Annotated in this window: 12 protein-coding genes; 3 read left to right on the plus strand and 9 right to left on the minus strand. The window is 64.0% G+C overall.

What is annotated here, in order from left to right; genetic code table 11:
• Positions 1–55: 55 nt before the first annotated feature.
• On the minus strand, positions 56–757 hold the full coding sequence (locus tag JOD78_RS21055) for a YggS family pyridoxal phosphate-dependent enzyme (protein WP_121043770.1): 702 nt from the start codon (positions 755–757) through the stop codon (positions 56–58).
• Between the two features lie 72 nt (positions 758–829).
• Between JOD78_RS21055 and JOD78_RS21060 the strand changes: the two genes are divergently transcribed.
• Together JOD78_RS21060 and JOD78_RS21065 are read left to right on the plus strand one after the other, a co-directional pair.
• Positions 830–1,858: a PilT/PilU family type 4a pilus ATPase gene (locus tag JOD78_RS21060; RefSeq protein ID WP_209567585.1), complete on the plus strand. Its 1,029-nt coding sequence runs from the start codon at positions 830–832 to the stop codon at positions 1,856–1,858.
• Between the two features lie 85 nt (positions 1,859–1,943).
• Complete coding sequence (locus JOD78_RS21065) at positions 1,944–2,429, plus strand: glutathione peroxidase (RefSeq protein WP_039786962.1); 486 nt, start codon at positions 1,944–1,946, stop codon at positions 2,427–2,429.
• A 13-nt stretch (positions 2,430–2,442) separates the two neighbouring features.
• On the opposite strand, the gene JOD78_RS21070 is transcribed toward JOD78_RS21065, so the two are convergent.
• From JOD78_RS21070 to JOD78_RS21085, 4 genes are all read right to left on the minus strand, one after another.
• Positions 2,443–2,823: a gamma-glutamylcyclotransferase family protein gene (locus JOD78_RS21070; RefSeq protein WP_209567588.1), complete on the minus strand. Its 381-nt coding sequence runs from the start codon at positions 2,821–2,823 to the stop codon at positions 2,443–2,445.
• A gap of 35 nt (positions 2,824–2,858) precedes the next feature.
• Positions 2,859–3,755 carry a phosphate/phosphite/phosphonate ABC transporter substrate-binding protein gene (locus JOD78_RS21075; protein ID WP_204725978.1) on the minus strand — a complete coding sequence of 299 codons (897 nt, stop codon included), beginning with the start codon at positions 3,753–3,755 and terminating at the stop codon, positions 2,859–2,861.
• Positions 3,752–6,037: an EAL domain-containing protein gene (locus JOD78_RS21080; RefSeq protein ID WP_134136584.1), complete on the minus strand. Its 2,286-nt coding sequence runs from the start codon at positions 6,035–6,037 to the stop codon at positions 3,752–3,754. The genes JOD78_RS21075 and JOD78_RS21080 overlap by 4 nt, the downstream gene beginning before the upstream one ends.
• Before the next feature lie 266 nt (positions 6,038–6,303).
• Complete coding sequence (locus JOD78_RS21085) at positions 6,304–7,431, minus strand: sigma 54-interacting transcriptional regulator (protein ID WP_134136583.1); 1,128 nt, start codon at positions 7,429–7,431, stop codon at positions 6,304–6,306.
• A gap of 192 nt (positions 7,432–7,623) precedes the next feature.
• Here JOD78_RS21085 and JOD78_RS21090 point away from each other — a divergent pair, with 192 nt between their 5' ends.
• On the plus strand, positions 7,624–8,532 hold the full coding sequence (locus JOD78_RS21090; RefSeq protein ID WP_121043788.1) for a LysR family transcriptional regulator: 909 nt from the start codon (positions 7,624–7,626) through the stop codon (positions 8,530–8,532).
• A gap of 107 nt (positions 8,533–8,639) precedes the next feature.
• Here the strand turns inward: JOD78_RS21090 and JOD78_RS21095 are convergent, their stop codons facing one another.
• The 4 genes from JOD78_RS21095 to JOD78_RS21110 all read right to left on the minus strand — a co-directional run bounded on the left by JOD78_RS21095 (position 8,640) and on the right by JOD78_RS21110 (position 13,362).
• Positions 8,640–9,440, minus strand: coding sequence for an SDR family NAD(P)-dependent oxidoreductase (locus JOD78_RS21095; RefSeq protein ID WP_134136580.1), 801 nt, complete (start codon positions 9,438–9,440; stop codon positions 8,640–8,642).
• A 10-nt stretch (positions 9,441–9,450) separates the two neighbouring features.
• The gene (locus tag JOD78_RS21100; RefSeq protein WP_034329145.1) at positions 9,451–10,221 is read right to left on the minus strand and encodes an SDR family NAD(P)-dependent oxidoreductase; all 771 of its coding nucleotides are present in this window, start codon (positions 10,219–10,221) and stop codon (positions 9,451–9,453) included.
• A gap of 117 nt (positions 10,222–10,338) precedes the next feature.
• Positions 10,339–12,222, minus strand: coding sequence for a TRAP transporter large permease subunit (locus JOD78_RS21105; protein WP_034329143.1), 1,884 nt, complete (start codon positions 12,220–12,222; stop codon positions 10,339–10,341).
• A 105-nt stretch (positions 12,223–12,327) separates the two neighbouring features.
• Positions 12,328–13,362 (minus strand): TRAP transporter substrate-binding protein, encoded by a 1,035-nt coding sequence (locus JOD78_RS21110; RefSeq protein WP_034329140.1) that lies wholly within the window; start codon positions 13,360–13,362, stop codon positions 12,328–12,330.
• Positions 13,363–13,483: the final 121 nt, after the last annotated feature.

Here is a 13,483-nt window from a genome sequence, read left to right on the forward strand (position 1 = left end):
GATGATTGGGTAAAAAACTTCACAGGGGCCAAATCGCGTGGCCCCTCACGGGCCGTCACGCGTAATGCCGCGCCCCGAAGATGGCGCTGCCGACCCGCACGATGGTGGCCCCTTCGGCCACCGCTGCCTCCAGGTCGGCCGACATGCCCATGGACAGAGTGTCCAACGCCAGTCCGCCTGTGCGCAATTGTTCATACAGGCCGCGAACCGCCGCAAAGGCGGCGCGCTGTTGCTTCATATCGTCGCTGGGGGCCGGGATCGCCATCAGGCCACGCAGGCGCAGCCGGGGCAATTGCGCCACCTGGGCCGCGACCTCGGGCAATTCCTCCGGGGTCAGGCCGCTCTTGCTGGCTTCGGCGCTGATGTTGACCTGCAGACAAATGTTAAGTGCGTCCAGTTCCTCAGGCCGCTGTTCCGACAGGCGCTGGGCGATCTTGAGACGGTCCACCGAATGCACCCAGTCGAAGTGCTCGGCGATGGGCCGGGTCTTGTTGCTCTGGATGGGGCCGATGAAATGCCATTGCAGTGGCGTATCCGGCACCAGGGCGGGCAGCGCGGCGATCTTGTCGAGCGCTTCCTGCAAATAATTTTCGCCAAAGGCGCGCTGGCCGGCGGCCACTGCTTCGGCCACCGCCTCCGGTCCAAAGGTCTTGGAAACGGCCAGCAGTTGCACCGAGGATGGAGCCCGCCCGGCCTGGCCGGCAGCCTGGGCGATCTGTTGTTGCACGTGTTGCAAGTGTTGAGCGATTGACGACATAATCCGGGAGCCGGAAGGGGCAGCCTGCAGGGAGATAACGATATTGTTGGTCCAACCTTGCCGGGATTATAAATGGACATTGCCACCCTACTGGCATTTGCCGTCAGGAATCAGGCTTCCGATCTGCATCTTTGTGCGGGGCTCGCGCCCTTGCTGCGGGTCCACGGGGCCATTCGCCGCATCAACCTGCAGCCGCTGGACGGCGCTCACCTGCAGCAATCCCTGCTGGCGGTGATGCCCGCGCCCCTGCAGCCGCACTACCGCGCCGGGACCGATTGCGACTTCGCCCTGGCGCTGCCGGGACTGGGCCGCTTCCGCATCCACGCCTTCCACCAGCAACGCGGCCCGGCCGCCGCCATCCGCCCGCTGGGCCAGCAGCCGCCGGCATTGGCCGAACTGCATGCCCCGCCCGCCTGTGCCGAACTGGCCACCCGCCCGCATGGCCTGGTGCTGGTGAGCGGACCGACCGGGTCGGGCAAGAGCAGCACGCTGGCGGCCATGGCCAGGCTCATCAATGAGACGCGCCCGGTCCACATCCTCACCCTCGAAGATCCCATTGAATTCCTGCACGCGCCCAGCCGCGCCCTGGTCAGCCAGCGCGAGATCGGCACCCACGTCGCCAGCTTCGCGCAGGCCCTGCGGGCGGCGCTGCGCGAGGATCCGGATGTCTTGCTGGTCGGCGAGCTGCGTGATACGGAGACCATCCGCCTGGCTCTGACCGCCGCCGAGACCGGCCATCTGGTGCTGGCCACACTGCATGCGGCCTCGGCCGCGCGCGCCGTGGATCGCATTATTGATGCCTTCCCCGAAGGCGAGAAGGACACCGCGCGCGCCCTGCTGGCCGAGGCACTGCAGGGCGTGGTCGCCCAGATCCTGGTGCCGGCCGCTGACGGTGCCGCAAGGGTGGCGGCCCATGAAGTGCTGGTGGCCACGGCGGCGGTGCGCAACCTCATCCGCGAGGGACGCAGTGCGCAACTGCTTTCGGCCATGCAGGCCGGTGCCGCCCAAGGCATGCAGACACTGCAGGCGAGCCTGTCGCTGCTGGTGCAACAGGGCCGCATCAGTGCGGCGAGCGCACGCGAACACGGCCTGCAGGCCTGATCCCCGGTACGGGGGGGCCCGAGCAAGCCCGCCCGCAGCGGTTTAGAATGGCGGCCACACCGATGCTAGCCTCAAGGAACGATCCATGACCACTCTCTACGATTTCCAGCCCAAGCTGGCCGACCAGACGCCCTTCCCGCTGGAACAGCTGCGCGGCAAGGTGCTGCTCATCGTCAATACCGCCAGCAAGTGCGGCTTCACCCCGCAATACAACGGCCTGGAAGCCATCCATCGCCAGTTCCACGCACGCGGGCTGGAAGTGATGGGATTCCCCTGCAACCAGTTCGGGGCGCAGGAGCCGGGCAATGCCGAGGAAATCGGTGCCTTCTGCGAAAAGAATTACGGCGTGAGCTTTCCGCTGTTCGCCAAGATCGATGTCAATGGCGACCAGGCCGATCCGCTCTACCAGTACCTGAAGAAGGAAGCACCGGGCCTCCTGGGCAGCAAGGCCATCAAATGGAATTTCACCAAGTTCCTGGTGCGCCGTGACGGCACCGTCTTCAAGCGCTATGCGCCGCAGACGCGCCCTGAGGAAATGATTTCCGATATCGAAACGCTGCTGGCCGAATAAGTCAGTCCCCTCTTCATGCCGGCCAGCAGCCCTCGTGCAGCTCGCGCCCGGCAGCGGCCAACGCAGCCGGCATGAAATACGCATGGGCCATCAGCAAGCGGCCCGGCTGCGCAGGGTCCGGCGCTTCAAGCTCCACCTCGATCTCCTGCCGCGTGTAGAGCACCGGCACTTCCTCGAAGCGATCCAGTTGCGCCATCATGGTCTCGGGCACTTCCCACACTTCTCCGGCGATGCGGCACGGCCCCTGCTGCCACACCAGCGCCGGATAATGCGGCAAGGCCACCAGCCGCCAGCACTGCACGCTGCGGGCCGGTGCCACGAACTGCGCACCGTCCATCATGAACGCGTTGGATTGCCCGCGCTTGAGCGAACCATAGACGAACACCTTGGGCACAGCTTCTCTCCTGCAAAGCGCCGTGCAGCCCGCCGTTACGGCAATGCACGGATGATCTGGTAAGCCGCGTCGTGCACCGGCACGAAGTGGGTGGCACGCAGGTTGTCCAGGGCCAGCTTCACGCGCAGCGCGTTCTTGTCCAGGAAGACTTCGCGGATCTTGTTGCGGATATCGGCGCACAGCTGGCCCCGATAGACGAAGGGGTCGAAAGGAATCGGCCCCGAACGCCATAGTACCCGCACATCGCTCTTCTTGAGTTGGCCGTCGCTGATCATGCGCGAGAGATTGGTACTGGCCACGAAAGCCGCATCGGCATTGTGGTTCAGCACGGCCATGACCGATTTCTCATGATTGCCTGAATAGCCGATGCGCGAGAAATACTGGTCGAACTGCAGCTTGTACTGGCGCGCAAAGAGGTGGCGCGGGATCAGCGCGCCCGAGGTGCTGTCGGGGTCGGCCAAAGCCAGCACCCGTCCCTTGAGGGAGGCCACGCTGTCATACGGTCCCTGCTGGCGCGTGATCAGCAGCGCGTAATACACCGACGACACGCCGCCCTGCGCCGCAAAATTGGGCTCCACCTGCTCCATCGAAGCAAAAGGCGTAATCTGCGGATCGCCCTTGCGCGCCGTCACGTAGGACGCCGGCCCCAGCCGCGCGACATCGATGGCGCCGGCGATCAGTCCTTCGATGACCCCGCCGTAGGAGGTCGGGATGATCACGTCCACCGGCATCTTCAACCGTTCGCGCAATTCTTCCACCAGCGGTGCCAGGGCCGATTGCTGGTCGACGTCGCGCCCCTGCGGCACGAAGGAAAAGCGCAGCCGCTGCGGCCGTTCACAGGCGCTGCGGTTGGCGGCCAGCGACGGCAGGGCCAACAGCAGGCAGCAGAGCGCACCAACGGCCAGGGACAGGGAAGCGATGCGGGTCATCATGAGAAATCGAAGCTGCCTTTCTGCAGGAGCGGCACCAGCTGGGCGGCGGCGACCGGGCGTTGCAGATAGAACCCCTGCACTTCGTCGCACCCCATCAGCTTGAGGTGCATGAGTTGTTCACGGGTTTCCACGCCTTCGGCCACCACCTTCAAGCCGAGATTGCGGGCCAGCGTGACAGTGGAAGCGACGATCATGCCGTCGCTGTTGTCGTTGCGGATGTCGCGCACGAAGGAGCGATCGATCTTGAGCGCATACACCGGAAGCGCCTTGATGTGGCTGAGGCTGGAATAGCCGGTGCCGTAGTCATCCAGGTAAATGCGCAGCCCCTCGTCGCGCAGTTTTTCCAGGGTCTGGCGCGCCTGTTCCAGGTCGGCGATGAAGCAGCTCTCGGTGACCTCGATCTCCAGCCAATGCGCGCTCAGCTGATGGCGCTGCAGGGATTCGCGCACGGTGGCGATGAGGCGCTCGTCATTCAATTGCTTGGCCGAGACATTGATGGCCACCGGCACCAGCGGCAGCCCGTCGGCACGCCATTGCGCCAGTTGCCGGCAGACTGCCTCGATGATCCAGTGGCCCAGCGGCTGGACCAAGTCATGCGTTTCGGCCAGACCAATGAATTCGCCGGGAAAGATCAGGCCATGCTCGGGATGCTGCCAGCGGATCAGCGCTTCCATGCCGACCACGCTATAGTCCTGCAGCGCCACCTTGGGCTGGTAGTGCAGGCAGAATTCGTTTTCCTTGAGGGCCTGGCGGAAGCGTCCCAGCAACTCCAGCCCGCGCACCGCAATCGCATTGAGCGAGGCATCGTAGAAACGATAGAGGCCGCTGCCAGCGCTCTTGGCGGTGTACATGGCCGAGTCGGCATTGGTCATCAGCGTGGTGATGCTCTGGCCATCGCGCGGATACAGCGCGATGCCGATGCTGGGCGCGGTTTCGACATCGCAGCCCAGCAGATCGGGATACGGTGCGCGCAGGGTTTCGACCAGCTTGTCGGCGATCTCGGCAACCACTTCCTCGCTGCGGATCTCGGACACCAGCACCACGAATTCATCGCCGCCCAGCCGCGCCACCAGGTCGTATTCGCGCACGGCCGCGCGCAGGCGGCGTGCCACTTCCTGCAGCAGGGCGTCTCCCACGGCATGGCCGAGCGTGTCGTTGATGAGTTTGAACTTGTCGAGATCGAGGAAGAACAGCGCGTACAGGTTGCGGCTGCGCCGCGCCCGCGAGAGTTCGGTGGCGGCCAGCTCGTAGAACAGCATGCGGTTGGGGATGCCGGTCAGGTAATCGTGCGAGGCGAGCTGGTAGGCGCGGCTCTTTTCCTGTTCCAGCTGCTGGATCAGGCCGCTCTTCTCGCGCTCGGAATACAGCAGTTGCTCGTACAGGAAACGGCGACGGTGGGCCATCGCGATCAGGCCGCCCGAGAGCACCACCACCAGCAGCGAGATCAGGATGGCCTGCAGGTAATACTGCCGGTGCGCCGGCCACAGCTTGCCCAGCAATACCTGCTGGTCGCGGCTGACCACCACCGCCAGCGGGTAATGCGCCAGCCGGCGCTGCACGCCCACATGCTGGGCCGCATCACCCGGACGCAGTGCATGGATGAGGCCATCGCCCTTGCCGGTGAGCAGGAAGGTGGCGTACTCCTGCCCGGCGTAGTTGGAGCCGCCCGAGAGGATGCCCCCGGCCAGCTCGGCCAGTTGCAGCCCGGCGGTGTTGATGATCTCGATACGGCTGGCACCATCGACGCTGACCTCTTCATAGGTCTTGAGGAAATAGCCGAGATCGAGAATGGCGGCGAAGAATCCCTGCAGCGTTCCCTTGCCATCCTGCAGCGGAATGAGCAGCGGCACGCGCCAGCTGTAGCCGTCGCGGTTCAGGGGCGGCTTGATGATCATCTGGTTCTGTTCACCGGTACTGGTCAGCGTACTCATGAAACCGGCATTGATGAGACGGCTCAGTTCCGGCTCGCTCTTCTGGCGTGCCGAGGAATAGACCAGCCGTCCGCGCGCATCGAACATGGCCACACGCAGGTAGGCCGAATCGCCATTGAAGAGCGGATTGAAATACGCCGAGGATGATTGCTCGCCATTGAGCATGGACTGCCCGATGCGCGAATACAGCAGGGTCTTGCCCAGCACTTCATCCAGATTGGCCGAGACGATGGCGGCCACGTTGCGGCTGTCGGCCACCGAGCCGGCGATGGCCAGCTGTTTTTCATTCTCGATGCGGATCAGCGTGAAATACCACAGCAGCGACAACGCGCCGGCGGCGAGCAGCACCATCCCCGCCGACACGCCCCTGCCCGCGAGCAGTCTGGTCAGCAGCCCTTGTGGCTCGAACGATAACGGCTTACGCAATCCCCACCCGCCTGATCATGGTGCCGAGACCGGCACCTTCGCTTGTCCCTTTTTGACTGGCTGAGGGTAGCGGGCATTTATTTCAAGTGAATGACAAACGCACGAGCATTAACAGAAATTTAATGCTGGCAAACGCGCCGGGGGAACGCTCTTGCCGTGCACCAGATGCTGCGCAAATGATTTATATCGTTTCAGGCAACCGCATAGGCAGCATGCGCAGGCATGGCCTGATCGCGCACATGGGGGATATCGAGCTGGCGCAGCTTGCGGTACAGCGAGGCCCGGCACATGCCCAGTTGCCGCGAGGCGGCGGAGATGTTCCAGCGGCTGCCGTTCAGGGCTTCGATGACGCGGGTGCGTTCATCACGCCCTGGATCGGCGGCGTCGGCCTGGCTGCTGCTCCCGGCGGCCAGGCGCGATGCCGGACGGTGCAGCGGCAGCACCTGCGCCAGCGTCGCGGGCTGGAACTGCATCAGTTCTTCCGGCAGATCACGCAGGGTGATGCGGCCGTCATTCATGACGGCACAGCTGTAGCGGATCACCGCATGCAGCTGGCGCAGATTGCCCGGCCAGGGATAGGCCAGCAGGCGCTGCAGGGCGGCGGGATCGAGCATGCTCTCGTCGGCCGCATGGCCAAGCTCATCGGCGATCATCTGCATCACCAGCGCGGGCCGGTCGCTGCGGTCGCGCAGGGCCGGCAGACGCAGTACGCCACCGGCGATGCGGTAATACAGGTCTTCACGGAAGCGGCCTTCGGCGACCAGGGTTTTGAGGTCCTGGTGGGTAGCGCAGATCAGTTGCACGTCCACCGGTACCGGACGCAATGCGCCCAGCGGAATCACTTCGCGTTCGGAGAGTACGCGCAACAGGCGTGTCTGCAGCGCAAAGGGCATGTCGCCGATTTCATCGAGGAAGAGCGTGCCGCCATCGGCCTGCTGGACCTTGCCCTTCATGCCGCCGGGCAGCGCACCGGAGAAGGCCCCCTTGGCGTAGCCGAACAATTCGCTTTCGGCCAGGCTCTCGGGGATGGAGGCGCAGTTGATGGCGATCCAGCTGGCGCGGCGGCGCGCGCTGTAGTCATGCAGGGCGCGCGCGAGGTATTCCTTGCCGGTACCGGTCTCGCCCAGGATCAGCACGGGAATGCCGCGATCGATCAGGCGCTTGCCGCGCTCGACCAGGTCGCGCATCAGCTCGTCGCCGGCGGCGAGCTGGCCGATGTCGCGATAGCGCGGGGCGTGGCGCGTGGAAGCCGAAAGGGGTGCGGGGGTGAGGCAAACGTCACTGTCAGGCAAGGGCTGCGCTACCGGGGTGGTCGGCATGATGGTCTCCTGTCTTGGACTGCTTTTTTTATCGAGCCGGCTTCCCTCGGGACCGGTTCTTTATGCGCGGGAAGCCGCCTGGGGCGGGCCCGGAGACGTGTCGCAACGGCACGTCTGCGGCAAAGAATAGCCAGTCCGATCCATGACTTCCAATACAATGTACAGACAGAATCAATACCTTGAAGGTATCAAATGATCGAATTGAGACACCTCACCTATTTCCGCACCGTAGCAGAAACCCTGCATTTCGGACGCGCGGCAGAGTTGCTGCATATCTCGCAACCGCCGCTGACACGGCAGATTGCGGCGCTGGAGAGGGAGTTGGGCGCGCAATTGTTCGACCGCAGCAAACGCGCCATCCAGCTGACGTCAGCGGGCAAATATTTTTATCGCGATACCACAGAAATTTTCAAGGCACTGGAGCGGGCCAAGCGCAATGCGGCCTCTTCCAGCACCGGGCAGAGCGGTGCGCTGAAGGTGGGGTTCATGATGTCCTCGGCCTACAACATCCTGCCGGCGGTGACGCGCCATTATTCGGCGGCCTATCCGGAGGTGGACATGCGCCTGAGCGAATACGTGCCCAACCTGCTGGCCACCGACATCGAGGATGAGAAGATCGACGTGGGCATCATGTATCGGCCGGAGGATTGCCGCCGGCTCGACAGCTACACCATCTATGCCGAGCCCTTGCTGGCGGTGCTGCCGCGCGGGCACCGGCTGGCGCACAAGCCCGACATCTCGGCCGCCGAGCTGGCCGAGGATGCCTTCATCAGCATTCCGCGTCCGATTGCGCCGGTGGTGTATGACCTGATCCAGCAGCATTGCCAGCTGCATGGTTTCCGTCCCCGCATCGTGCTGGAGACCAACCTGCAGCAGACCATCGTCAACCTGGTCGGTGAAGGCCTGGGCGTGGCGCTGGTGCCGACCTCGATGCAGGCCATGCATCTGGACACCACGGTCTTCAAACCGCTCATCGGTGCGCCGACGGTGGAGGTGGCGGTGATCTGGAACCGGGAAAATACCAATCCCTGCATACGGACGTTTGCGGAGACGGCGGTGGAGGTGTGGCGGAGGATGCAGACAACGTCGTGCGCAGCCTGAACATAAAAAAGCCCGGACGCTCTTGAACGCCCGGGCATCAAACCGCAGCAGATCGGCTTCCACGCCCGCCTGGCCGCGGTCAACAAACAAGGTTCAACAAGCCGCACTCAGCCGACACAACGCAGCGACAGCCCGCCATCGACAATCATGTCCAGCCCGGTGATGTAGCGCGCGTTGTCGGAAGCGAGGAACAGCGAGGCATGCGCCACGTCCCACGCATCCCCCATGAATCCCATCGGACATTGCGCATTGCGCCTGGCGCGCATCTCCTCGATGTCGCCCCCATAGGAAGCCTTGAGCGGCTCGCGGATCATGGGCGTGTCCATCATGCCGGGCAGCACGCAATTGGCGCGGATGCCCATGGGCGCATACTGCATCGCCACGTTCTTGGTGAAGGCCAGGATCGCCGCCTTGGTCGCCGTATAGCCCAGGTAGGGAAAACCGATCCAGCGTAAAGCCGCCATCGAGGAGATGTTGACGATGGCGCCCTTCCTCTGCTTTTCCATGATCGGCAGCACATGCTTGTGCGTCAGGAACAGGCTGGTCTGGTTGACCGCCACCAGCCGGTTCCAGCTTTCTTCGCTGGTCTCCACCGGCCCGCCGACTTCGGCGATGCCGACGTTGTTGTGCAAGACGTCGACTCGCCCGAAATGCGCCATGGCCGCCTCCGCAATGGCTTTCACATCGGCACTGCGCGAGACGTCCGCCGCCAGCACTTCACACACGCCACCTTCGCGGCGGATGATCTCCTGGGTCTCCAATGCGGCTTCGATGCTGCGATCTACCGCCAACACCCGGCCGCCCTCGCGCGCATACAGCACGGCAGCGGCCTTGCCGTTGCCCCAGCCCTCGCCCACCGAACCGGCACCGGTGACGATGATGGCCTTGTCTTGCATGAGCTTGTCCATCGATGCCCTCTCAGATTTCCAGCACGCCACCGGCAACGAAGCCGCCATCGACCGGAATCACGTGACCGGTGATGTAGGCCGATTCCTCCGCCGCCAGATAGCACACCGCCGAGGCGATCTCATCGGTGGTGCCATAACGGCGCATCGGGACCAGCCGGTAATAGCTCTCGCGCGTCTGCTCCGAATGCATGGCCTGGGTCATGGGCGTGTCGACCGGACCGGGGGCGACGCTGTTGACGGTGATGCCGTACTGCGCCAGCTCGATGGCCATCTGGCGCGTGAGCCCGATGACCGCCGCCTTCGAGGTGCCATAGGCCGTGCGGCCGGCACCGGCGCGGATGCCCGAGATCGACGAGATGTTGACGATGCGCCCCCATCCTTGCTTGACCATCAGCCGCGCCGCATGCTGACCCGCCAGCAGCACGCCGGTCACGTTCACGTTCATGGTCTGCAGCCAGTTGTCGAGGGGATAGTCGAGGAAGGAATACGTGCGCGCCACGCCGGCATTGTTGACCAGCACGTCGCAGCGTCCGTAATCCTTCTCGATGTGGGCGAAGGCCTGGGCAATCGCCTCCGGGCTGCCCAGATCCATCTGCAGCGCGGCTGCGCGATGGCCGGCAGCCACCAGCGCATCGGCGGTCTTGGACGCCGCTTCCAAGTTGATGTCGGCCACCAGGACGGTGTGTCCCTTGGCGGCCAGTTGTGCAGAAATGCTGGCGCCGATGCCCATGGCTCCGCCCGTCACGAGCGCCACGCGGGCGCCGCTATCATTGCGATTCATATTGTCTCCGTGGATGGAGGCGGCCCCGGAAGAGGGAAAGGGGGCCGCCGTTTTTAATTCGTCATTGACAGGTCAATCAAGGAAGCTTCCCGATCGCTCGCAAGACTCATGCGGGGATCAGAGGAAACCGATGGAAATCCAGGGCACGAAAGCCACCACCAGCAGCGCTACCACCAGCGCGGCCAGGTAGCCCCAGACCCGGTTGAACACGCCATCCGGCGAGACCTTGCCGATGGCGCAGGCGGCATAGAAGCCGACCCCGAAAGGCGGTGCGAACAGGCCGATGCCCATGGCCAGGATCACCACCATCGCATAGTGCACGTCATGCACGCCCAGCGAACGCGCCACCGGGAACAGCAGCGGCCCGAACAGCACGATGGCGGGAATGCCTTCCAGCAGGCTGCCCAGCACGATGAAGATGACGATGGTGATCAGCAGGAACCCGGCACCGCCGCCCGGCACGCCCTGCATCAGCGCCACCAGCTTGGCCGAGAATCCCGATTGCGTGAGCGCCCAGGCCATCGCGGTAGCCATGCCGATGATGAGCAGGATGGCACCCGACAAGGCCGCCGATTCGATCAGCATGGGATAGAGCCGCTTGAAGTTCAGGTGCTTCAGGAACAGGTGCATGATCAGCCCGACCACCACCGTATAGGCCACGCCGATGGTGGCCACTTCGGTCGCCGTGGCGACGCCTTCGATGACGGCCACGCGGATGAGCATGGGCAGCGCCAGCGCCGGAATGGCCGCGATCAGGGTCTTGACGATCAGCGAGACCGGCGCGCGCTGCACATCCGGCATCGGCTCGCGGCGCGCCCGCATCCAGCACACGACCGCAATGGCGATGGTGGCAATGGCCGCCGGCATCAGTCCGCCAATGAACAGCGCCGTGATCGACACGCTGCAGACCGCACCGATGGTGATGAGCACCAGGCTCGGCGGAATGGTTTCGGTCATGGCACCGGAAGAGGACAGCAAGGCCACCAGTTCTTCCGGCTTGGAACCGCGCTTCTTCATCTCGGGGAACAGCGCCGGGGCAATCGCGGCCATGTCGGCTGCCTTGGAACCGGAGATGCCGGAGACCAGGAACATCGCCCCCAGCAGCACGTATTGCAGGCCGCCGCGCACGTGGCCCAGCAGCGCGGCCATGAAGTCGATCAGGGTCTTGGCCAGGCCCGACATTTCCAGCAAGGAGCCCAGCAGCACGAACAGCGGCACCGACAGCAGGATCAGGCTGGACATGCCCTCGTCCATGCGGCTGACCACGATCATCAGCGGTGCCGTAGTGGCCAGGGCCAGATAGGCCATGGTGGCCGTACCGAAAGCAAAGGCGATGGGGATGCCGCCGGCCACGCACACGCCGATGAGCAGCACGAAGAACACGATCAGGTTGTAATTGCCCATGCCCAGCAGCATGGGCTTGGCCAGCCACAGCGCGCCGGCAATCACGGCCACCACGGCCAGTGCCGAGAGCAGCAGTCGCATCGTCGTCATGGCCGCCATGCGCGAGACCGCCGCCAGCAGCATCAGGATCGCGCCGACCGGCAGGGCCGCAGCGCGCAGGCCATCGGGGATTTCCAGCGCCGGTGTGGTGATCGGCATCTGCTCCACCGCATGGTCCACGGCCGGGTGGATCACCATCAGCACGAAGATGCAGACCACCAGTGCCGCCACCGTTTCGAGCCACACGCGGCCTTTCTCGGAACACTTGTTGATGATGGCGGTGAGCCGCATGTGCTCGCCACGATCCAGCGCCAGCACGGCCCCCAGCATCGACAGCCAGATGAACAGAATCGAGGCCAGTTCATCCGACCATACCAGGGGGTCATGCAGCGCATAGCGGTAGATCACGCCGGTCAGCAGCACCACGGTTTCAGCCACCACCAGGGCGGCCGCCACGGCACCGACCACGTGCATCACCATGCGATTGAATGCGACCAGCGCGCGCGCAGCCGGGTTCATGTTGACCGGGGCGCGGTAAGTCATTGCAGCTTCCATCATCAAGCTCCAGCGAAATGGATTCAGGGCGGGAGCGCTGCCCTCACGGCGAGGGCAGCGCTCCGGCGCACGGGCTCATGCAGGCATGAGCACCGGCAAACGAAGCGCTCAGGCCAGCTTGCCGGTGTACTTTTCCAGCAGGGCCCAGGGCTCGTCGCCGAACTTCTTCTTCCACTCGGCATAGAAGCCGGCACTGCGCAGCTTGGCGCGGAAGGAATCGGCATCGGCATTGTTGAAGGCCAGACCCTTGCCCTTCATTTCATCGACCAGCGAATCGTTGAGCTTGCGCACGTCGGCACGCTGGTTCATGGCGGCTTCGTTGATGATGCGGGCCATCATGTCTTGCAGATCCTTGGGCAGGCGCTCGAAGGATTTCTTGTTGCCCAGGAACCAGAAGCCATCCCACATGTGGTTGGTGATGGAGCAGTACTTCTGCACTTCGTAGAGCTTGGCGGTGGAGATGATGGCCATGGGGTTTTCCTGGCCTTCCACGATCTTGGTCTGCAGGGCCGAATAGACTTCGGCGAAGTTGATCGAGGTCGGTGCCGCATCGAAGGCCTTGAACATCGAGGTCCACAGCGGGCTGGGCGGCACGCGCAGCTTCATGCCCTTGAGGTCGTCGGCCGCCTTGATGGGCTTGGTGCTGTTGGTGATCTGGCGATAGCCGTTGTCCCAGATCTTTTCAAAGGCGAACAGCGTGGACTTGGCTTCGATCTGCTTGCGCACGTGCGCACCCAGTTCGCCATCCATGGCCGGCCAGACCTGGCTGTAATCCTTGAAGGCAAAACCGATGCCGGAGATCTGCGCGGCCGGCACCAGCGTGCCCAGGATCAGCGGCGAGAGCGTGAAGAAATCAATGGCGCCCGCACGCACCTGCGAGAGCATGTCGGTATCGGTGCCCAGCTGGTTGTTGGGATAGAGCTGCAGTTCGATGCGGCCCTTGGATTGTTCCGCGATGGCCGCGGCCATTTCCTTGGCGCGCGCATTCATCGGGTGTGTCACCGGCAGATTGTTGGCGTACTTGAAGGTGAACTCGGCCGCATGCGCGGAGGTCGATACCAGGCCGGTAGCGGCGGCAGCCGAGGCCACCGAAGCCGTCTTCAGAAAATGGCGGCGCGTGATCTTGCCAGTGGATTGTTCCATCTGCTTGTCTCCTGTCTGTCTGTTTGTAATTTTGAAAATCGCTGAATCCGGCGCTACCAGGGGTGCTGGATCGGGCGTGCAGCTCCCTGTTCCGGGTGGTCAACACTGCCTGTGCCTCGAC

The sequence above is a fragment of the Herbaspirillum sp. 1130 genome (assembly GCF_017833835.1).
Lineage (GTDB): Bacteria > Pseudomonadota > Gammaproteobacteria > Burkholderiales > Burkholderiaceae_D > Herbaspirillum > Herbaspirillum huttiense.

Bases quoted from the DNA above. Each gene is read 5' to 3' on its own strand.
- JOD78_RS21055 (WP_121043770.1), bottom strand. From the start codon at position 757: ATGTCGTCAATCGCTCAACACTTGCAACACGTGCAACAACAGATCGCC.
- JOD78_RS21060 (WP_209567585.1), top strand. From the start codon at position 830: ATGGACATTGCCACCCTACTGGCATTTGCCGTCAGGAATCAGGCTTCC.
- JOD78_RS21065 (WP_039786962.1), top strand. From the start codon at position 1,944: ATGACCACTCTCTACGATTTCCAGCCCAAGCTGGCCGACCAGACGCCC.
- JOD78_RS21075 (WP_204725978.1), bottom strand. From the start codon at position 3,755: ATGATGACCCGCATCGCTTCCCTGTCCCTGGCCGTTGGTGCGCTCTGC.
- JOD78_RS21080 (WP_134136584.1), bottom strand. From the start codon at position 6,037: ATGGTGCTGCTCGCCGCCGGCGCGTTGTCGCTGCTGTGGTATTTCACG.
- JOD78_RS21085 (WP_134136583.1), bottom strand. From the start codon at position 7,431: ATGCCGACCACCCCGGTAGCGCAGCCCTTGCCTGACAGTGACGTTTGC.
- JOD78_RS21090 (WP_121043788.1), top strand. From the start codon at position 7,624: ATGATCGAATTGAGACACCTCACCTATTTCCGCACCGTAGCAGAAACC.
- JOD78_RS21095 (WP_134136580.1), bottom strand. From the start codon at position 9,440: ATGGACAAGCTCATGCAAGACAAGGCCATCATCGTCACCGGTGCCGGT.
- JOD78_RS21100 (WP_034329145.1), bottom strand. From the start codon at position 10,221: ATGAATCGCAATGATAGCGGCGCCCGCGTGGCGCTCGTGACGGGCGGA.
- JOD78_RS21105 (WP_034329143.1), bottom strand. From the start codon at position 12,222: ATGATGGAAGCTGCAATGACTTACCGCGCCCCGGTCAACATGAACCCG.
- JOD78_RS21110 (WP_034329140.1), bottom strand. From the start codon at position 13,362: ATGGAACAATCCACTGGCAAGATCACGCGCCGCCATTTTCTGAAGACG.